Genomic DNA, 20,624 nt, shown 5'->3' with positions numbered 1-20,624 from the left:
AACATGGTTTTTCAATGATTGCAACCATGATAGACCTCCTGTAGAAAGTTAGTTCTCAAAGAACAACACACTAATCATATTATTGGCAGTATCCAAAATTATCTAAAGATGCAGTTAAAAACTATAAACTGCCAAGGCAATAAATTTATTGTCAACTATTTTTGCAGAAAATAATCGAAGAGGCATTGCATGTTTTTCCATAAGAAAGAGCCAATTCATGTTGTCAACGTTAATGAAAGTAATCCCCGGTTTGCTCAGTTACTTCTTGAGCAATTTGGTGGAGCAACTGGCGAATTAACGGCTGCTCTGCAATATTGGGTGCAATCCTTCCACGTGGAAAATGCTGGAATTCGGGATATGTTGCAAGATATTGCAATTGAAGAATTTGGGCATTTAGAGATGGTTGGAAAACTCATCGAATCTCATACTAAAAATACCGACCAAACAGAAGCTTATAAAAGCACTTTGTTCGCTATACGTGGGATTGGCCCTCACTTTTTAGATAGCCAAGGTAATGCTTGGACAGCCAACTACATCAATGAAGGTGGCGATGTAGTGCGTGATTTGAGAGCTAACATTGCAGCTGAGGCTGGCGCTCGTCAAACTTACGAAGAGTTAATTAAATTAGCACCAGACCAAGGTACTAAAAATACATTGGTGCATCTTTTAACTCGTGAAATTTCTCATACCCAGATGTTTATGAAAGCATTAGATTCACTGGGTAAATTGACAGATCCATTCTTTGGTAATATTCAGCCTGATGAAACAGTGAATATTTACTACAATCTGTCAAGTAATGGCACTCAAGATGAGCGTGGCCCTTGGAATTCTGAGCCTGCTTTCAAATATGTAGCTAACCCTTTAGAACGCAAGACGAACTAAATTTTCTTTCCTCCTAATTCCTTGTCAACCTCAATGACAATCACCTGAGTCAGCGGGAGTTTCTTCCCTGACTCTCTTTATTGTCAAAAAAAGTCTATTTCTTCTTTCTACTTTTTGTAACGCAAAACTCAGAACTGAGAACTTTTCTAGGGAGATTGATTTGTGATTGTTAAACCTACACAAAATGGTTGGGAAGTTATTTATCATCGCGCCCATGCTTTACTCGCAGCGCAACTAGCAGGACAGTGGCGACGGAAAAATGCACCACCACGGTTATATGAAACACTAGCAGCAATTTCCCATCACGATGACTTAGAAAAAGAGTGGGAAGAAGATAATCTCACCGCAGCTGGCGCACCGATGGATTTTATGCTGAATCCCAGCATCGAAGTTGATAAGTTAGAAAATCTGGTCAAAAATGCTCACTATCGTGGGCGTTGGGTAACTTTACTCATTTCTAAGCACTTGTGTCGGATAAATGAGCCGAAACGAGGTAAATCGCCAGCATTAGATAAATTTTTAGACGAACAAGTGCAAAAACAGAAACATTGGCGCAAAGATTTAGGAATTGAAGAAGATGAGGCGGATGCGGCTTACGCATTTATGCAATGGTGCGATCGCTTATCACTTATTCTCTGTCAAGATGAACTACCTGCCGATGAAAGATTTTTAGAAATTAGTCAGGGGCCTGATGGTCAACGTTATGACATTATGCAACGCAGCGATTCTTTGGTAACTGTCCAACCCTGGCCGTTTGAAGATGAAAAATTTACTGTCAATGTCGAAGCTTGTGAGTTAACCCAAGTCAAATTTGAAAGTCCATCCGAACTAATTCAAGCACTTCAACAAGCTCCCATCAAAGTGCGGGAGTGGACTTTTGTGGCAGAGTAATATAATTCATCAAGATTTATGCTTTGAGATTGGGTGTAAGGGTGTAAGGCTACGGTGTATACACAAATTTTGGTATAGCGCATCTGTCCCGCCTCGGAATAAATTCCGAGTCTTATAGTGCAAGTCCTCTAAAGAGAACTCAAAAAAAATTCAGTCCACTTAAGTGGACTTTCGCTATTAGCCTAGAACTAAAGTTCTAGGCGGGATATGGTTTCAAGGTGAGAATTTTCGACTTGTGTGTACACGGTAGGGGTGTAAGCAGAGGATTTTTCCTTATACTCTAAATCCTTGCGTAGGTTCGTTCACAAATGAAAAAGCGCCTGGGAGTGTTGCCGTGTTTCCACCCCAAGCGCTCTTTCTTTTCAACTTGCTCCTCACACACAAATATAAAATAGCATTTATTTTTTGAATTAGTAAATCTGTTGTGTGACAGTTTTACTAATTGCACATATTATGGTATGCTTACTAACCCCAAATTAAAAAGCACCTGAGAGTGTTGCCGTGTTTCCACTCTTGGTGCTTTTTAATTTCAACTTGCTCCTCACACACAACTAGAAGTTATCACTTGTTTTTTGAAATGGCAAGTATATTGTGTAACACTTTATGAAGGCTTTAAGTAAGCCGGGATTTAATCAACTAATAGACATTCAACTTTGATATTTAGATAAGATATATCTCAAATATTTAGATAAGATATATCTCAAGGTGCTTATGCACCATTAACAAAAGTTTTATGTCTTAGAGACAGTTTACTGCCAAGGATTATTGCAGTATGTCAAAAATCCAGCGCTTCTGTTTGCAGCGTTACTGTGTTTCTGTTTTCTCCGTGTTAATGGCGCTGCTACTAGGCTTAACGCTGGAAAAATTGATCAATATAGAAGTTTCGTCACTTTTTTTTGCTGCGGTAGTCTTGAGTAGCTGGTATGGTGGATTCGCTCCTGGCTTATTAGCTACGGTCTTGGCTATTTTAGTCAATAATTATTTTTTTGTTCCACCAATCTACTCTTTAATACCCAGCAGTTGGACTGACATACTACAGCTAATTGTTTTTAGCTCAATAGCACTGTTAATTAGTTCCTTAAATTCTGAACTACATACTGCTAAACAAATATCCGAAGCCAAGCTGGCAAAGCTAAAAGAGCGCTATCACCGTCTATTGGAGACAGCCTATGAAGGCATCTGGATATTTGACCAAGAAGGACACACAGAATATGTCAATTCTCAGTTAGCCCAAATGCTTGGTTATAGTGTAGAGCAGATGAGCGATCGCTCGATTTTCGATTTTATGGAACATGAGGCTCAAATCGAAATTCAGCAATGGCTAGAGCAAAATCAGCAACACCACCAAGAGAGTAAACGGCAGTTTGAAGTGCATTTACGCCGCCAAAACGCATCGCCACTTTGGGTAATTATTTCTCTGAGCGCAATTTTGAATGAGCAGGGAAAATTCTCTGGTATGGTTGCTATGCTGACTGATATTACTGCGCGTAAGCATTCCGAAGCGATTTTAGCTCAAGAACAGGCAAAGCGCGATCGCGAAGGTCAACTGCTACGCGCCATTCTCGATATTCTGCCAGTGGGAGTCATCATCTCTGATGCTAAGGGAAAACTGTTAGAAATTAATTCAACTGTCAAAGCAATTTGGGGAAACAAGGCTCCATATTTGGACGAGCCGAGTCAATACCATCAGTACAAAGGATGGTGGGCTGATACTGGTAAATTAATTGCCGCCCATGAATGGACACTTGCCCGGACTCTAGCTACAGGAGAGACATTAATTGGTGAAGAAATTGATATTGAAACCTTTGATGGGCAACGTAAAACCATTCTCAATTCTGCTATACCTATCCACGATGAAACCAAAGCAATTATTAATGCAATAGCAGTCAATGTAGACATTACAGAACGCAAGCAAGCTGAAGAGAAACTGCGCCAAAGTGAAGCACTGGCCAAAGCACGGGCTGAAGAACTAGAAACCATTATGGAAACTGTACCAGCCGCAGTTTGGATTGCTCACGATCCCCAATGTCATCAAATGACAGTTAACCGTAGTGCATATAAATTGATGCGCCTACAGCCAGGCGCAGTTATGACAGCGACTCCGGTCAGTGGAGAGTACCCTTTTCCATTTAAAATCCAAAAAAATGGTCAAGATGTTCCCCTCAACGAATTACCAATGCAGCAAGCAGGTCTGACTGGTCAAGAGACTGAGGGAGAATTTGAATTTGTTTTTAGTGAAGATAATGTGCAATTTATTTACGGTAAAGCCGCACCTTTGCGCGATCATGACGGTACGGTTAGGGGTGTAATTGGAGCTTTTCTGGATATAACTGAGCGCAAGCAAACCGAAGAAGCATTACGGCAAAAGCAAGAATGGCTAGATTTAGCTCAAGCAGTTGGCAAACTTGGCAGCTTTGAGTGGAATATTCCAACTAACGTTAATATTTGGTCAAAAGAATTAGAAGCAATCTACGGTTTACAACCTGGTGAGTTTGGAGGAACTTACGAAGATTGGCAAAAATGGGTTCATCCCGATGATTTAGCCAAGGCACATACAGATATAGTCAATTCCTTAACAACAGGCGAGTTTATCACCGACTTTCGCGTCATTTGGCGGGATGGAAGTATTCATTGGCTTCATGCCAGAGCCAAAGTTTACTACGATCGCGAAGGTAAACCTTTGCGGATGGTAGGAGTCAATGTTGATATTAGCGATCGCAAGGCAGTCGAAGAAGCTCTACGGCAAAGTGAATCCCGGCTGCGACAGCTATTAGAATCAAGCATTATCGGCATTATTGAAGCCGAACCAGACAAAATTACCTTTGCCAATGATGCCTTTTTACAGATGCTTGGTTACACCGAAGCAGATGTATTAGCAGGTAACTTGCGTTGGCAAGACATGACTCCACCAGAATACAGTGAATTGGATCGAGCCAAGGTGGAAGAAGTATTTGTATCTGGTGTTTGTACTCCATTCGAGAAAGAATATATCCGCAAAGATGGTTCCCGTGTGCCGATTTTATTAGGAGCAACTTTATTAAGCCGTAATCCATTTAGATGGGTTTGCTTTATTCTGGACTTAACCGAGCGCAAGCAAGCCGAAGAAGAACGGGCGCAGGCTTTAGAACGAGAACGTGCAGCCAGAATAGAACTCGAAAGAGCCAACCGGATGAAAGATGACTTTTTAGCAATTGTCTCTCATGAATTGCGATCGCCTCTTAATCCCATTCTCGGCTGGGCAAAACTGCTCAAGAGTCGCAAATTAGATTCAGCCAAGACAACCCAAGCCCTAGAAACCATCGAGCGCAATGCAAAATTACAAGCACGGTTAATCGAAGATTTACTCGATGTTTCGCGGATTTTGCGTGGTAAGCTCAGTTTGAATATCTGTACGGTTGATTTGGCCAGTACCATTGAAGCCGCACTAGAAACGGTGCGTCTAGCAGCTGAAAGCAAATCGATTCACCTGCATACAGAGTTTGCTATTGGTGAAGTTAAAGTTGCAGGCGACCCCAACCGCTTACAGCAAATTATTTGGAACTTACTCACAAATGCGGTTAAGTTTACACCAGAAGGCGGTCGGGTAGCAATACGACTAGAAAAAGTTGGCAATTCTGCCGAAATCCAAGTTACTGATACAGGCAAAGGTATCAGTGCAGAATTTCTACCTTATGTTTTTGAACGTTTCCGCCAAGCCGATGATGTCACAACCAGAAAATTTGGTGGACTAGGACTAGGATTAGCAATTGTGCGTCACCTTGTAGAATTGCATGGTGGTTCTGTGCAAGTTACTAGTCCCGGAGAAAATTTAGGCGCAACCTTTACAGTGCAGTTACCCTTGATGGTTGCTACTCCTGAAACATCTATAGATTATCCTTTAACCGAAAATGCCCCAAATCTTCAAGGTGTGCAGATAGTCATTGTCGATGATGATGTTGATACCCTGAATTTACTAACTTATATCCTGGAACAGTATGGTGCGACAGTCAAAGCTGTAAACTCAGCCACAGAAGCACTACAAGCGATCGCTCAAACACAACCACATTTACTGTTAAGTGATATTGGTATGCCGACAATGGATGGCTATATGCTAATTGAGCAAGTAAGAACGACAACTCCCGCCAGCAAATTACCTGCGATCGCTTTAACTGCTTTTGCTGGCGAGGCTAACTCCCAAAAGGTTATCTCCGCAGGCTTTCAGCGCCATCTCACCAAACCAATCGAACCATCAGAATTAGCAGCAGTAGTTGCCAGCCTGATTTCTACCAGGGAATAGGCTTGAAAGTTATAGCAGGTGAAAGGTAACAGAGCCTTGTATAGGCTAGGTTTTATTATCTGTTTAGGTTTATAAAGTTTGTTATTTCTGACAAATTACTGCTCGTAATTTGACATTCTTTATTAACTGTCTCTTCTATCTACCGGAGTGTTCTTCTGAAAACTTGTTAGTACTTGCTTGGAATAGTTGTCAAAATTATAGATATGGATACATCAAATATAATTATTGAGGTTTTATGAACAGTCCAGAATTATTCCATTCCGCAGGTTTTGAGGAAATTGAACATACAGCAGACTGGGCTTATCGTGTTTGGGCGCAAAGTTTAACTCAGTTGTTTATCCAAGCAGCGATCGCACTTTACAAATTAGCTGATGTCCAGTTAACCTCAGAGTCTACAATTACACGGAAAATTCAACTCCAGGGCGCTGATCATGTGAGTCTACTGGTAGTTTGGTTGAATGAACTTTTATATCTACATGAAAGTGAAAACTTGGCATTTAACCAATTTAAAATCCTGCATCTTGATGCACACACTCTAGAAGCAGAAATCACAGGCGCTCATGTACAAAATTGGCAAAAATTCATTAAAGCAGTCACATATCATAATCTTTCAATTCAGAAAACAGAAAAAGGATTGGAAGCTACATTAGTATTAGATGTTTGAATTGATCAACAGTCATTACTCACCACTCCCCATTTTCAAATTAGGAGGGGATATGGTCAATAAAGAAGATTTTCGCCGGATTAATGATTATTTGTGGGAAATTCCTACTTCGTTTCATCCAGATATGAAAGTTCCTGTCTGGATTTTTGCTGATGAGGAAATTCTCGAAGATGCTTTAGGAGATTTATCAGCAACTCAAGCAGTAAATGTTGCACGTTTACCTGGGTTAGTTGGTCATGTAATTGTTATGCCTGATGTTCATCAAGGTTACGGAATGCCGATTGGTGGCGTAATGGCGGCAAAAGTACCAGGGGGAATCATTTCACCGGGAGCAGTTGGTTATGATATCAACTGCGGTGTGCGTGTTTTGACCTCTGCAATTGAGTATGAAAATGCTAAACCTGATTTAAGTAATCTAGCCGGTGTCCTTTACCGCAATTGTCCTAGTGGTGTGGGAGAAAAAGGCAGCGTTCCTTTGACAGATGAAGAATTAGACCAGGTATGTCAACAAGGCGCTCGTTGGGCGCTAACTCAAGGTTACGCCGAACCAGAAGATTTGCAACGCACAGAGGAGTTTGGCTGTTTGGAGGAGGCAGATCCAAATGCTGCAAGTAAGCGGGCAAAAGAACGCGGCAAAGGTCAATTAGGAACCTTGGGGGCGGGGAATCATTTCCTAGAGGTGGATGTAGTCGAGGAAGTGTTTGATCAAGAGGCGGCGGAAGTGATGGGTTTGCACGAAGGTTGTTTGGCGGTGCAAATTCACTGTGGTTCTCGTGGCTTTGGACATCAAATCTGCACTGACTATGTACAAGACTTGCAATTTGCAGTCATCCGCTACGGCATTGATTTACCAGATCGGGAGTTAGTTTGTGCGCCCATTGAATCACCAGAAGGACAAGGCTATTTAGCAGCGATGAAGTCAGCAGCGAACTATGCTTTTGCTAATCGCCAAGTTTTGGCATGGCATACACGGCGGAGTTTTCAAGAGGTCTTTGGTACAGAAAACTCTCAACTACGCCAAGTTTACGATATTGCTCACAACATGGCCAAAATTGAAACTCACGAGGTTGAAGGCGAAAATTTGACAGTCTGCGTTCATCGTAAGGGGGCAACAAGGGCATTTGGCCCAGGATTTGTGGGTTTACCTGCGGAATATCGTCCTTTGGGACAACCTGTTTTAGTCCCTGGTTCGATGGGTACGCAGAGTTGGATTTTGTTAGGGACAGAAGCAAGCGATCGCTTGTCTTTTGGTTCGAGTTGTCACGGTGCAGGACGGGTGATGAGTCGTCACAAAGCCAAACGAGAAATTAGAGGCGATCGCCTCAAGGGAGAACTAGAACACGAAGGGATTAGTATCCGGGCTGGTTCTATGTCCGGTTTAGCTGAGGAAGCACCCCAAGCATACAAAGATGTCAGCCGAGTGGTAAATGTAGTCAGCCAAGCAGGAATAGCCCGTAAAGTAGCGCGTCTGCATCCTGTTGCTGTTGTCAAAGGATAAATCATAAACTGAAGGGTCTAGTTGCGTTCAACCAGACCCTTCAGCCATAACTGTCTATTCTATACAAAGGTTCCCTCCGCAAAAAACCTGGGTTTACACGTCTCGCAGGCTCCTCACTCTAACCTCCCATAGTCGCATCTTCCTAGATCCTGGTTTGGCGTTACTCTTACCTCAGCTTTTGGTAATTGGTGTTGCCACTTTCTTCATCTATGTTAGAAGTTCCCTGCGATCTCACTTATATATTAGCATAGTTTTATCGTATAAATGAAAAATTTTGGTTTTTCATCTGTTATAAATTAAGACTGTAAATTCAAATTTGAAATTCAAATTTGAATTTGAAAATTCATCTTTTTTTTAGAAGCCGTAACAAGAATTAGAATGATGAATTGTTGCAAAAATTTATAAAGATATTAGGTGCAAGATAATGAGCAGAAGGCGAGCATTTCTACTTCAAAGCTTCAGTATAATTGGGTTAGTAGAATTATCTGCGATCGCTTGTAGTTCTACTAGTAATAAAGATACCCAAATTGCCTCCACCCCAAGTAGTAAATTAACAACGGAGGAAAACAGCATGAAATTAGAGAGCGTCTTTGAAGCTAATAGCCAAATTCCCGCCAAATATACCTGTGATGGTGCTGATATTTCGCCTAATATTAGCTGGGATGAACCTCCAAAAGAAACCCAAAGTTTAGCATTAATAGTCGATGATCCAGATGCACCCAGACACACATTTGTACACTGGGTACTTTACGATATACCTCCTACAGTCCGGCAATTACCAGAACACATTACTGCTACGAAAACCTTACCAAGTGGTGGAGTACAGGGAAAGAATGATTTTGGCAAATTAGGTTATGGTGGCCCTTGTCCTCCCAGTGGTACACATCGGTATTTCTTCAAACTTTATGCTTTAGATAAAAACTTGGGTTTGCCACCAGGTGCAACAAAAGAGCAAATTTTGCAAGCAATGAAGGGTCATATTTTGGCAACAGCAGAGTTAATCGGACGCTACCAAAGTCAGCGTTAAACTTCCTGTGAATTGATGATTTTCTCAAGAGGACTAAGCAGAATTGTGAGTCCAAAACTTCACTTTTCGGTGGAATATCGGTCAGTAATATACTTTGACCGTTATAGAAATTTGGGTATGACCAGAAGATATTTATAAAATTCAGGAGTTCTTCGTATGCACAAAGAATACATGGATGCTTTAGAAGCATTAATCGATAAATTGACATTAGCTGCAATTCTAGAGATGTTAGAGAGAATATGCCACAAAAAAGCTGAAAATTTGCGAACTCATTGGCAAGATGAAACTTCAGCCAAGCTATGGGAGAAAGCTGCTCGACAAATAGAACAGATAAATGTTGATGTTTGAGGAAATAGTTAATTAAAATCGGTAATTCTACTCAAGTAGAACTCAAATCTAATTATTTCTAGAAAAATCACACCATATACATGAATTGCCAGACGTTTTATAACTTTTGGTTTAAGTCTTTAGGGATATGAATTTTGTAGTTAAGACTCTTACTTTAGTATGTAAATACTGCTGTTAACTATCAATACTTTAACCTACTGATGTTGACAAAAATATAATTTCTAATTCTTCCTTACCAATTTCTGAAAGCTCAATGCCCAGTGATATAGATACTAACGAAAACAATGACAAAAAACTATGGGAATTTGAGCTAAATTTGCTCAAGCAAGAGTATTTCTTTTTAGAAACCACAATTGAAGACTACAACAAGCAGATTTGGGCAATTAAAGCGTTAGGTTTAACAGCAACGGGAACTCTAATAGTCTTCATGATTAAAAAAGAAATAATTATTCCCAATAACGCTGATTTACTTATCTTTGCCATCCCTATTTTATTCTGGGCGCTCGAAAGCCAATGGAAACATTTTCAAAGAGGTTTTTATAATCGGGTAGCCGAAATCGAAACTATTTTTCATAAAAATTTTCATTTTAAAAGTCCTAAAATTTATGGTGGCTGGCAGCATTCTTTCCATCGTTCTGCAAAGCCTTATCATGTCAATTATTGGAAAGATGGAGTATTTAATCGGAGTGTATCTGTCACTTATATTCTAGAAATATTATTACTGACATTACTGCTTTTATTTCGACACAATTTCCTCAATTTTTTAGGCAAATGGTTAATGAATCTTTAATTGAGAGGAGAAATCGTCATGGCAGGTATAACTTGGCTTCATCTCTCGGATTGGCATCAAGGAAGGAAAGAAGATTTTGACAGAAAAGTTGTCTGTAATGACTTAATTAGAGATATTAAGAATCGCAGGAGCATCAGTGAAGATTTAGAAAATATTGATTTCATCATCTTTAGCGGTGATGTGGCTTACTCTGGCAAAAAAGAAGAATATGTAGCAGCGCGAGAAAACTTATTTGAGCCTCTGCTTCAAGCAACTAATCTACCTACAGAGCGACTGTTTATTGTACCTGGCAACCATGACCTCGATCGCAGTGCCTTTGAATTGCTGCCCAATTTTCTTCTCAAGCCCTTTGAGTCGAATGAAAAGGTCAAAGATTGGCTGACGAACGAAAAAAAACGCGATCGTCTGCGAGAACCCTTTGAAGCCTACAGGGAGTTTGTTACTCAATATACACATCAGACTCAACCTGACTACAGCAGTATCCGCAGACTACAGATCGAAGGAAAGCGGGTAGCATTACTTGGCCTCAACTCCGCTTTAATGGCTGGAATGGCTGAGCGCACACATGAAAGAGGAGAAGTCAATGATGATGGAAAACTCATTGTCGGAGAACCCCAATTGTTTGATGCTCTCCACAAGATAGCTAGTGATGAGATACGGATTGCGGTGCTGCATCATCCGTTAGAATTGCTAACTGAATTTGAACGAGATCTAATCACAAAACGTCTCCAAGACAACGATGGGTGTCATTTTCTTCTATGTGGTCATCAGCATAAAGCTAAAGCATATCAAGTGACTGGAACAACAGGAAACTGTGTAATTATTCCAGCTGGTTCCAGTTACAGCAACCGTGATTATCACAATGGTTACAATTTTGTACACCTTGATTTTGCAACTAGTAAAGGAATCGTATATTTGCGTCGCTGGGATTATGATGACAACTACTGGTGCAAACACACAGCAAAGTCCCATGAAGATGGGTATATCACCTTTGAAATTCCGCAAAAAAAAATTAAAGCCCCACCTCCGCCTCTAGATGTGCCTCAACCACAACCACTCACATCTGTAGAAGACGCAGAACTCAAAGCCCACTTAACAAAACTGGTTGCAAAGCTCAAATCTGGCTTAGTAGTTCCTTTTTTAGGCGCAGACATCAACTTATGCGATCGCTCAAAAAACACTAATGGAATCCCATATCCCTGGGGCTGGGAGCCTAGCGGAAACTATCCACCTACTAGCGTTGAACTAGCTGCTTACCTAGACAAGAGCCAAGAATACTTAAGAACTGTTCGCTGTCCGTTATGCGACACAGAAACTTTACCTCCAGAGTGTCCACTTATGGCAGCAATTGTGACTAAGGTTACCAGGTTGGATTTACAGCATGTATCGCAATACTTAAATGTTCATCTTCAAGGTGAAGATACAATCAACCAGGCAATCAATGAAATTTCTCAACATAACTATAGACCTAACAGCTTGCATAGGTTTTTCGCGCAATTGCCTCGCTTTATGGATAAGATGGGCTATTCTTCTCGGATCAAAACTGGAGATGCAAGCGAAGCTACACGCTATCAGTTGTTAGTAACAACCAATTTTGATAGTACATTGGAACACGCCTTTTTGGAAGCCAAGCAGCCGTTTGACTTAGTTTCCTATACCGTAGTAGAAGAAAATAATGAAGGCGAAATCTTCAAGCAGTTTATGCATCAAAAGTTTGAGCATGAAATTGATGGAGATCAGGATTCACCAATAGTTCCCAAAGGTGAAAGAAAAGCAATTCCACCAGGAACAGCCCCCGAAAATCTAGATTTTTCGCTCAACGAGCGTCCAGTCATCTTAAAACTTTATGGGCCTACGGAAGGGCAAAACAGCCATAGGAAAAGCTTTGCTATTACTGAAGACCATTTTATTGACTATTTAGCTTATGGTGATAGCAATAGCAACCCCATAAGCGTCCTGCCTATTTCTCTGTTAAATAAACTTAAGAATAGCCATATTTGGTTTTTAGGATACAGTCTTCGCTACTGGCATCAGCGTGTAATTTTGCACCGTATTTGGCCAGAAATAGAAGACAGATACAGAAACTGGTGGGCAATTCACCCCAAACCTGGTGCTTTAGATAACGAACTTTGGCGTGCTAATGATGTGATACTCATCAGTGGAATTGCCTTAGAAAACTATATCAACGAACTGAACAAACGGTTGTCGAAATAAGTATTTTAAAGCGAGAGGAAGTCATGTATTGTGATGGTATTGAGATTCCTGCTCCTTACAGAGGACTAATTCCGTATTCACAAACTGATAGTTTGTTCTTTTTTGGGCGAGAAAAAGAGCAACAAATTATTATTCAAAATTTGCGAGCTTCACGATTGACGGTTTTGTATGGCGATAGCGGAGTAGGCAAAACTTCTCTCCTGCGAGCAGGTGTTGCCTATCATTTGCGTCAGTCAGCCCAGGAAGAGCTAGAGAAAACTGGTAAACCAGGGTCGGCAGTGATCGTTTTTCCACCATTAAAAGGCGAAATAAAAGATAGGTTATCTTGGGAAGATCCGATAACTGGGATTGAGGAACAGTTAGAATTAGAAATCACAAACTTGTTCAAAACTAAACCGCCTAGTGAGATCAAAGAGCAGTTTGAACAAGCGATCGCAAGTATTCTCAAAAATAAATCCTTACCTCCGTCTGGGAAGCCATCTTTAACTGATATCTTAAAAGCTTGGATGGAAATCATTCGTCAAGAAGATGAGAAAGGTAGGCTATTTATTATTCTTGATCAGTTCGAGGACTACTTCGATTTATTAAGCGAAGGACTGAGGGACACCTTTGCTGGTGAATTTTCCCAAGCTGTCAATGACTCTAAATTGAATGTCCATTTCCTAATTTCCATTCGTGAAAATGCTCTGGCTAAACTTGACTATTTTAAAGGTCGCATTTTTCGTAATTTATTGGATAATCGTTTAGCCATCAAACATCTTAACTGGCAATCAGCCCAATATGCGATTGAAAAAGCAATTGATGAATATAACCGACAGCAAATTATTCTTAATAACCTGTCTACCTCACGCTTGACTGTACTCTATGGTGACAGCAACGCTGGTAAGACTTCCGTATTACAAGATGGTATAGCTTATTACATAAGACAAGCAGCAAAACAGAACATAGAAAAATTTGGTAAGCCCAAGTTGGCAGTTACTGTCTTCAACTGTTGGCATAACGAACAGCCATTAGTTAATTTATTGATGCAGATAGCAGCCGATATTCAGCATCTTATTAATATTCAAGTTCCTCAATTAGATCTACCATTTACCGAGACTTTAAAAGAATGGATAAAGCTCATTGAGCATGAAGGAAATGGCAAACTTTTTATCATTATTGACCAGTTTGAAGAGTATTTCTCAAATCACTACAAAGAAGCAGCAACAAGCACATTCACTGATGAGTTATTCCGGGCAATTAATCATCCTGATTTAAAAGTAAATTTCCTCATTTGTATTCATGAGTATAGCCTCGTTCAACTGAATATTTTCAAAGAGAAAATTGCTAAGTGCTGCCAATATTATTTACATCTATCCCTAGAGTCTGTAAACATCCGAAACCTTGAGGGAGAAAGTACTGTTATTCCATCTTTTGATGACCAATTAGTTAGCATTGAAAAGCCAGATTTAGTTACAGCAGTTTTAAATGATATCAAGTCTAAACAAGCTCAATCAGAAGTGCTATCAGAAGAGAGAATTGAATCACCTTACCTCCAAATGATAATGCTTCGTTTGTGGAACCAGGAAATGACATCTGATCCCTCCTCGCACCAGCTACAGAAAAAAACCTACACTGACTTAGGAGGAGCAAAGCAAATTGTTAGAGATCATCTCAATAAAAAACTGGAAGAGTCGGATCTCGATTTAAATATTGAAGAAAGTACTTCTTATCGCCTTTTTTACTATTTAGTTACACCTTCTGGAGACAAACTAGCTCTCAAGGCTGAAGATTTACTTCATTACGTCAACGAAGAATCAAACTTAACCGAAAAACTTAGTTTTGAAATCGTTTATCAATGGCTCACTAAGCTTAGTCAAGGAGAGTTCCGAATTCTCCGCCCTTTAGCTGCTCACCGCTATGAAATTTTCTTAGACGTTTTGGCTGAGGCCATCTTGGAGCGACTACAGCGTCAACGCAAAATCAAAGAAATTGAGCAGATGGCAAAAGATGCTTTGCTACAGTTTGAGTATTCTGAGCTAGAAGCATTACTAAAAGCGATGCGGGCTGGACAAGAGTTTCAGAAAAACATCCAAAATGGACTCTTACCCCAAGATAGTCATGCTCCCCAATTAAAAACTACATTGCAGTATATTCTTGACAAAATCCAAGAGCAGAATCAATTTCAAGCACACGTAGAATGCATTCATAGTGTCAGTTTTAGTGCGGATGGACAGCAGCTAGTTACTGGCTCAGAAGACGGTACAGCTCGTTTGTGGGATTTACAGGGTAATCTACAGCAAGAATTTATAGGTCATCAGGACTGGGTTTGGAGCGTCGATTTTAGCCCGGATGGGAAGTATCTCGCTACAGGCTCCGGCGACGGTACAGCCCGCTTGTGGGACTTACAGGGCAATCTACAGCAAGAATTGACAGGCCATCAGGGCTGGGTTTTGAGCGTCCGTTTTAGCCCGGATGGGAAGTATCTCGCTACAGGCTCCGGCGACGGTACAGCCCGCTTGTGGGACTTACAGGGCAATCTACAGCAAGAATTGACAGGTCATCAAGGCTGGGTCTGGAGCGTTAGTTTTAGTCCACCAGATGGAAAGTACCTTGCTACTGCCTCATCTGATGGTCATGTCTGCTTGTGGGATTTACAAAATAACTCTTGGGATAAATTTCTAATCAATAGGGGTACAGTTTATAGCATCAGTTTTAGTCCACCAGATGGAAAGTACTTTGCTACTGCCTCATCTGACGGTATTGCTCGTCTATGGAACTTGCAAGGCAAACTACAGCAAGAATTTACAGGGCATCAGTGTTGGGTACATAGCGTCAGTTTTAGTCCTGATAGCCAGCACCTTGCGACTGGCTCTAATGACGGGACATCACGCCTGTGGGACTTACAAGGCAATCAGTTGGCTGAATTTAAAGATCACAAGGGCTTTATTTGGAGTGTCAGTTTCAGCCCTGATGGGCAGTACATTGCTACCAGTTCTACTGACGGTATAGTTCGCTTGTGGAACGCAGGAAACAAGCATTCACTCAGATTTAAAGGTCACAAGGGTTGGGTTTGGAGTGTCAGTTTTAGCCCCGATGGTCAGCACCTTGTCACTGGCTCAGAAGATGGTACTGCCCGCTTGTGGAACTTACAGGGCAATGCAATTGGTAATCCCTTGCAAGATCATGATGGCCCTATCTTGAGTGTTAGTTTTAGTCCTGATGGACAAAAACTGGCCACTGGCTCAGAAGATGGTACTGCCTGTTTGTGGGACTTACAGGGCAACTTACTACAAGAATTTGGTCATAAAGGCTGGGTTTGGAGTGTCAGTTTCAGTCCTGATGGACAGATACTAGCCACTGGTTCTGCCGATGGTACAGCTCGCCTGTGGAACTTGCAAGGCAACTTAGTACAAGAATTTAAACACACTAATCCAGTTTGGAGTGTCAGTTTTAGCCCTGATGGACAGATACTAGCCACGGGTGCTGCCGATAATACTGCCTACCTGTGGGATTTACAAGGTAAGTTATTACAAGAATTCAAAGGTCATAAGAACTGGGTCTGGAGTGTCAGTTTCAGTCGTGATGGAAAGATGTTAGCCACTGGTTCTGCCGATAGTACAGCCCGCCTATGGGACTTGCAAGGTAAGTTATTACAAGAATTCAAAGGTCACAAGAATTGGGTCTGGAGTGTCAGTTTTAGCCCTGATGGACAAATGTTAGCCACAGGTTCTGCCGATGGTACAGCCTACCTGTGGGATTTACAGGGGCAATTAGTGCAAGAATTCAAAGACCATGAGGGAGCGGTTTATAGTGTCAGTTTTAGCCCTGACGGTCAGATACTAGCTACAACTTCCGTCAATGGAACTGTTCAGCTATGGTCAATTGAAAATTTTGAGTACCTTTTGGCAAGAGGGTGTAACTGGCTCAAGGACTATTTTGCCAACCATTCTCATGCTCAAAAAGATTTAAATGCGTGTGACCACACAGATAGTTCTTCCTAGGTTAACTATTGTTTTGGTTGTACAAGTTAATATTTTAAAATTTTATTTATTAATCAATTACCCTATTTATGTCTATTCAGCAACTTCAAGAATTTCTCAACACTCAACAAATTAAATACACAACAATTTATTATTCACCTGCTCATACCTCACAAGAACTTACAAGATATAAACATAATTTAGGAATAGATTTACTTGAGTCTGTATTAGTAGAAATTGACGAACAGAAAATGGCTTTGATTATTTTACCAGCCAGTTTACAGGTCAATGTAGGCTCTCTCCAAGCAGCTTTAGATCCAAATAAAGTTAGATTGCTTAAGCAGGAAGAATTTGAGAATTTATTTCCAAATTGCACATTTGGTACACTTCCTCCCTTTGGAGAACTTTACAATATGGAGGTTTTTTGGTGGCAAGATTTGGCTAAAAACCAAGAGGTAGCATTTTATGCTTATTCTTATGCTCATTTGGTCAGAATGAAGTATAGAGATTTTGAAAAAATAGCCAATCTCCAAAAGAGAATAAAATTTTTGACTAGACCCAAATATCGGGTAGAGATTGCAGCAATTATCCCACAAGTTGCTATGCAAGAACTTTACAAGCATGAACATTGTTTTTTAGGCATAAGTTTAGAAAATGAAATTTTTTCGATAGCAAAATTAATAGGAATGGCAGATTGGATTAGTAAACATTTTAAGAAATGCACCGTTTTGATTGGTGATAGTATACATCGAATTACGCTACAAATAAATCAAGGTCTACAGGAGAATCTGGCATTTAACAAGGCACTACTTCTTGGAAGAGAGTATATAGACAATGCAAGTACCGTCTTTGAAATGTACAAAAATACCTGTGTTTTTGATTTAATTTGTTGCTCCGATATTCAAAAAACAGAAGATTATTTTAAATATTATCAACAATTACAGGATTGTATGAAGTATGAAGAGAAATTTGCTAATTCACTCAAATCTTCTGCTCATGAGTTTGTCATTAATCACCTTCAAAAAAATAGTGAAGAAGTTATGTATTACATAGAACTTTCCTGCAAATATTTACTTGAAGAAATTGCCGTTGTTCACTGTCTTGTTAAATACGATTTATCAATAATGATTTATCCAGGTTATTTATCTAAAATTTTAGTAGAGCAGGTAGGAGGACATTATCCCGGTACGCCTGATTGTCTGCAACAAATCATTTATGTTTCTTTACGTCTCAAAGGTAGATAATTTTGCCAATATAATAGGTTGACAATACGGACAAAACTTTATGTGTAAGAAATGTTTGAAAAGATTGCATGGTATTTCAAGGCTTACTACCCTGATTTAACTTCTGCAAAATCCCCTCCAACTCTTGCTGATACCGTCCATATTCAGCCCAATTTCCTTGCCGCATTGCCTCTTGTGCCTTTTGATAAGTTGCCAACGCAGATTTAGCTAAGTTTGGTACTTCTCCAGTTACAGCACTAGGTAGTGGCTTCTGTTCTTGAACACCACCGAAAATTGCGGCTAGAGATTGTTCTAAAGTTTCTTCCATCACTACGGCTTTGTCATAAGCAACAATTACCCGTTTCAATTCAGGTAACTCGCCCTGTTCTGCTCGCAGATATACTGGTTCGACGTAGAGTAAAGATTGGTCAATGGGAATCACTAACAAATCTCCGCGAATTACTTTAGAACCTGCTTGGCTCCATAAAGTAAACTGCTGAGAAATTTGCGGTTCTTGGTCAATTCGCGCTTCAATTTGTCGAGGGCCAAAGATGAGTTTTTGTTTGGGAAACTCGTATAGTAGTAATTTACCATACTCCTTACTATTGGAACGCGCCGCCATCCAGGCAATCATGTTGTCTTTGTTGGCAGGGGTGAACGGTAAAATCTGGATAAATTCTTCCTTCGCTGCTCCTGGTAAGCGCATAATCATGTAGTAAGGCTGCATGATATGCTCATTGCCTTCATAGGTTTCGATGGGTAAGCGCCACAAATCTTCCCGGTTGTAGAATAATTCCGGGTCGTTCATGTGGTAGACACGATACATCTGCGCCTGGATTTTAAACAGGTCTTGCGGATAACGAAAATGCGCTTTTACCTGGGATGGAATTGCAGAGTTGGGTGTAAACAAGTGAAGAAAAATCTTTTGGTAGGTACGCAGTACGGGGTCAGTTTCATCAACGACAAAAAACTGCATTGTGCCGTCGTAAGCATCAATTAATACCTTAACTGAGTTGCGGAGATAGTTGATATCGCGGTGTAAAAGTTGTTCAATATTTCCGCCTTGAAGAATTTCGGCAGCGTTTTGAGTGTGTGCTACTGGTTCAGAATATGGATAGCGATCGCTCGTTGTATACGCATCCACAATCCACTGTAATCTACCATTAATTAGCACTAAGTAAGGGTCACTATCCAAATGCAGAAATGGTGCAACATGACTCACCCTTTCCTGAAGCAAACGGTAGTAATGAATACGTGATTGTTGATGAAAGTAATTAGAAATTAATATCTGAAGGCTACCCAAGTCGTAAGCATACGCTAACCTATGCCACATCGTTGGGATGGGTACACCACCTTTACCGTTGTAATTAGTATAAGCATTACCATCCCCTAAAGGATAGTCAAACTCTTGGGTTTTCGTCCCAGTAAAAATATAGTTATCGGTTTCTTCGCCATAATAAATTGCTGGCTGGTTCACCTGGAGATTCACCCCAGAAACAGGGGGAATATCTTTGATATACAGTTGGGGTAAACCATCCGAGGTGACTTGGTTAACTGGACTCATCACCAAACCGTAGCCGTGGGTATACTTCAAACGTTGGTTAACCCAAGTTTTCGCCTCTTGCGGTAACTGAGAATAAGCTAGTTCCCTTCCCGACAGCATCACCTGTTGATAATCACCATTCACGGTATAACGGTCTACATCCACGCTCTGAAATTGGTAATAAAGTCGAATCTCCTGAATTTGACGGTAGGTACTGAGAAGCGGACGGTAGTCCCATAAGCGAATATTGCGGATAGTTGGCTGGTTCGACTGCAAAACTTGACGGTTCAATTCGGCTGCGGCTGTATAGTTTTGCCGTTGTACATCGTGCAAATGATAGGCATTTTGGGTGAATTGGATGTTGTTGGCGATGTAGGATTTTTCTTTAGTTAATTCGTTGGGTTCAACGATGAATTGTTGCACAAACCAAGGGTAAACACCGTCAAGCAGAATTAAAACCGCGAAAAATAGTACAATCCCCAACGTGGGTACGGCGTAACTTCTGCGCCTCATTGAGAGAACCAACAGAACTGCAACTACTAACGCAATGATACTTGTTGCCCAGTAGGCAAATAACCGCGCATGGACATCAGTGTAACCAGCACCATACACAACACCATTAGTTGAGTAAAGTAGGCTGAAACGTTTCAGCCAGAAATCAACAGCTACTAATCCGGCGATAGCTGCAAATAGCCAACTTAAATGGCTTTTCGCTTTGCCATTTAGGGTATTTCGTCCGTTACGCCGCCGTAGTGTAAAACTGCCTTTGAGGAAATAAACCAGAATAGATACTATGAGTCCCCAGACAAAAGCAAATAACAACCAGTTCCAAATCGCTTCATAAAACGGTAACTGGAAAACATAAAAGCCGATGTCCTGTTGAAATATTGGATCGCTATTACCAAAATTAGTAGGATGCAGATATTTAAGAATAATTTCCCACATTGGGATACTAGCACTTGCTGCACCAAAGCCAATAAACAAAATCAACGCTAAAGCTAGGAAATTGATGAATTTATCGGTATATTCTGCCAATGCGTTGTCTTCAAAAAAGCGAAAGGAACTATGCCGCGTATGGTGCATCGCAATCTGATAGTTTCTCCAGAGAAACAGGGTGTAGAACGCAAAGGTGAAAATCCAGATAAGGATTTGCCAGGTCAATCTTGTCCAAAAGACTTCGGAAAAACCAACAGTATCAAACCACCATGCTTCGGTCAGAATATGCACTAGTGTTTTAGATAGAGAAAAACCAACAATCACAATCAAGATGATTATTAGAATGCCTCTGTGCTTAAGGTTCATAATT

12 protein-coding genes are annotated in these 20,624 nt (G+C 40.6%); 11 read left to right on the top strand and 1 reads right to left on the bottom strand.

Annotated elements, in window-relative coordinates; genetic code table 11:
- The first annotated feature begins 189 nt into the window (after positions 1-189).
- The 11 genes from ACMX3D_RS04305 (at position 190) to ACMX3D_RS04255 (ending at position 17,796) form a co-directional block, all read left to right on the top strand.
- The gene (locus tag ACMX3D_RS04305; RefSeq protein ID WP_482750233.1) at positions 190-882 is read left to right on the top strand and encodes a manganese catalase family protein; all 693 of its coding nucleotides are present in this window, start codon (positions 190-192) and stop codon (positions 880-882) included.
- Between the two features lie 162 nt (positions 883-1,044).
- Complete coding sequence (locus ACMX3D_RS04300) at positions 1,045-1,773, top strand: DUF3891 family protein (protein ID WP_482750232.1); 729 nt, start codon at positions 1,045-1,047, stop codon at positions 1,771-1,773.
- 772 nt (positions 1,774-2,545) lie between these two features.
- A complete protein-coding gene (locus ACMX3D_RS04295; RefSeq protein ID WP_482750231.1) occupies positions 2,546-6,049 on the top strand; it encodes a hybrid sensor histidine kinase/response regulator in 3,504 nt (1,167 codons plus the stop codon).
- A 235-nt stretch (positions 6,050-6,284) separates the two neighbouring features.
- Positions 6,285-6,713 (top strand): archease, encoded by a 429-nt coding sequence (locus ACMX3D_RS04290; RefSeq protein WP_482750230.1) that lies wholly within the window; start codon positions 6,285-6,287, stop codon positions 6,711-6,713.
- A gap of 52 nt (positions 6,714-6,765) precedes the next feature.
- On the top strand, positions 6,766-8,211 hold the full coding sequence (locus ACMX3D_RS04285; protein ID WP_482750229.1) for an RtcB family protein: 1,446 nt from the start codon (positions 6,766-6,768) through the stop codon (positions 8,209-8,211).
- 424 nt (positions 8,212-8,635) lie between these two features.
- Positions 8,636-9,238, top strand: a complete 603-nt coding sequence (locus ACMX3D_RS04280) for a YbhB/YbcL family Raf kinase inhibitor-like protein (RefSeq protein WP_482750228.1) — start codon at positions 8,636-8,638, stop codon at positions 9,236-9,238.
- A gap of 156 nt (positions 9,239-9,394) precedes the next feature.
- Positions 9,395-9,586, top strand: a complete 192-nt coding sequence (locus tag ACMX3D_RS04275; protein WP_482750227.1) for a hypothetical protein — start codon at positions 9,395-9,397, stop codon at positions 9,584-9,586.
- A 253-nt stretch (positions 9,587-9,839) separates the two neighbouring features.
- Positions 9,840-10,376: a hypothetical protein gene (locus ACMX3D_RS04270; RefSeq protein WP_482750226.1), complete on the top strand. Its 537-nt coding sequence runs from the start codon at positions 9,840-9,842 to the stop codon at positions 10,374-10,376.
- Positions 10,377-10,394: 18 nt separating this feature from the next.
- Entirely contained in the window at positions 10,395-12,590 is a 2,196-nt protein-coding gene (locus tag ACMX3D_RS04265; protein ID WP_482750225.1) for a metallophosphoesterase, read from the top strand.
- 23 nt (positions 12,591-12,613) lie between these two features.
- Complete coding sequence (locus tag ACMX3D_RS04260; protein ID WP_482750224.1) at positions 12,614-16,573, top strand: WD40 domain-containing protein; 3,960 nt, start codon at positions 12,614-12,616, stop codon at positions 16,571-16,573.
- A gap of 68 nt (positions 16,574-16,641) precedes the next feature.
- Positions 16,642-17,796 carry a tRNA-dependent cyclodipeptide synthase gene (locus ACMX3D_RS04255; RefSeq protein ID WP_482750223.1) on the top strand — a complete coding sequence of 385 codons (1,155 nt, stop codon included), beginning with the start codon at positions 16,642-16,644 and terminating at the stop codon, positions 17,794-17,796.
- Positions 17,797-17,872: 76 nt separating this feature from the next.
- On the opposite strand, the gene ACMX3D_RS04250 is transcribed toward ACMX3D_RS04255, so the two are convergent.
- Entirely contained in the window at positions 17,873-20,620 is a 2,748-nt protein-coding gene (locus ACMX3D_RS04250) for a UPF0182 family membrane protein (RefSeq protein WP_482750222.1), read from the bottom strand.
- Positions 20,621-20,624: the final 4 nt, after the last annotated feature.

It is taken from the genome of Anabaena sp. TISTR 8404 (genome assembly GCF_056847745.1).
This window is presented reverse-complemented; position numbering and strand designations above follow the sequence as displayed.

Bases quoted from the DNA above. Each gene is read 5' to 3' on its own strand.
- ACMX3D_RS04305 (WP_482750233.1), top strand. From the start codon at position 190: ATGTTTTTCCATAAGAAAGAGCCAATTCATGTTGTCAACGTTAATGAA.
- ACMX3D_RS04295 (WP_482750231.1), top strand. From the start codon at position 2,546: ATGTCAAAAATCCAGCGCTTCTGTTTGCAGCGTTACTGTGTTTCTGTT.
- ACMX3D_RS04290 (WP_482750230.1), top strand. From the start codon at position 6,285: ATGAACAGTCCAGAATTATTCCATTCCGCAGGTTTTGAGGAAATTGAA.
- ACMX3D_RS04285 (WP_482750229.1), top strand. From the start codon at position 6,766: ATGGTCAATAAAGAAGATTTTCGCCGGATTAATGATTATTTGTGGGAA.
- ACMX3D_RS04280 (WP_482750228.1), top strand. From the start codon at position 8,636: ATGAGCAGAAGGCGAGCATTTCTACTTCAAAGCTTCAGTATAATTGGG.
- ACMX3D_RS04275 (WP_482750227.1), top strand. From the start codon at position 9,395: ATGCACAAAGAATACATGGATGCTTTAGAAGCATTAATCGATAAATTG.
- ACMX3D_RS04270 (WP_482750226.1), top strand. From the start codon at position 9,840: ATGCCCAGTGATATAGATACTAACGAAAACAATGACAAAAAACTATGG.
- ACMX3D_RS04265 (WP_482750225.1), top strand. From the start codon at position 10,395: ATGGCAGGTATAACTTGGCTTCATCTCTCGGATTGGCATCAAGGAAGG.
- ACMX3D_RS04260 (WP_482750224.1), top strand. From the start codon at position 12,614: ATGTATTGTGATGGTATTGAGATTCCTGCTCCTTACAGAGGACTAATT.
- ACMX3D_RS04255 (WP_482750223.1), top strand. From the start codon at position 16,642: ATGTCTATTCAGCAACTTCAAGAATTTCTCAACACTCAACAAATTAAA.
- ACMX3D_RS04250 (WP_482750222.1), bottom strand. From the start codon at position 20,620: ATGAACCTTAAGCACAGAGGCATTCTAATAATCATCTTGATTGTGATT.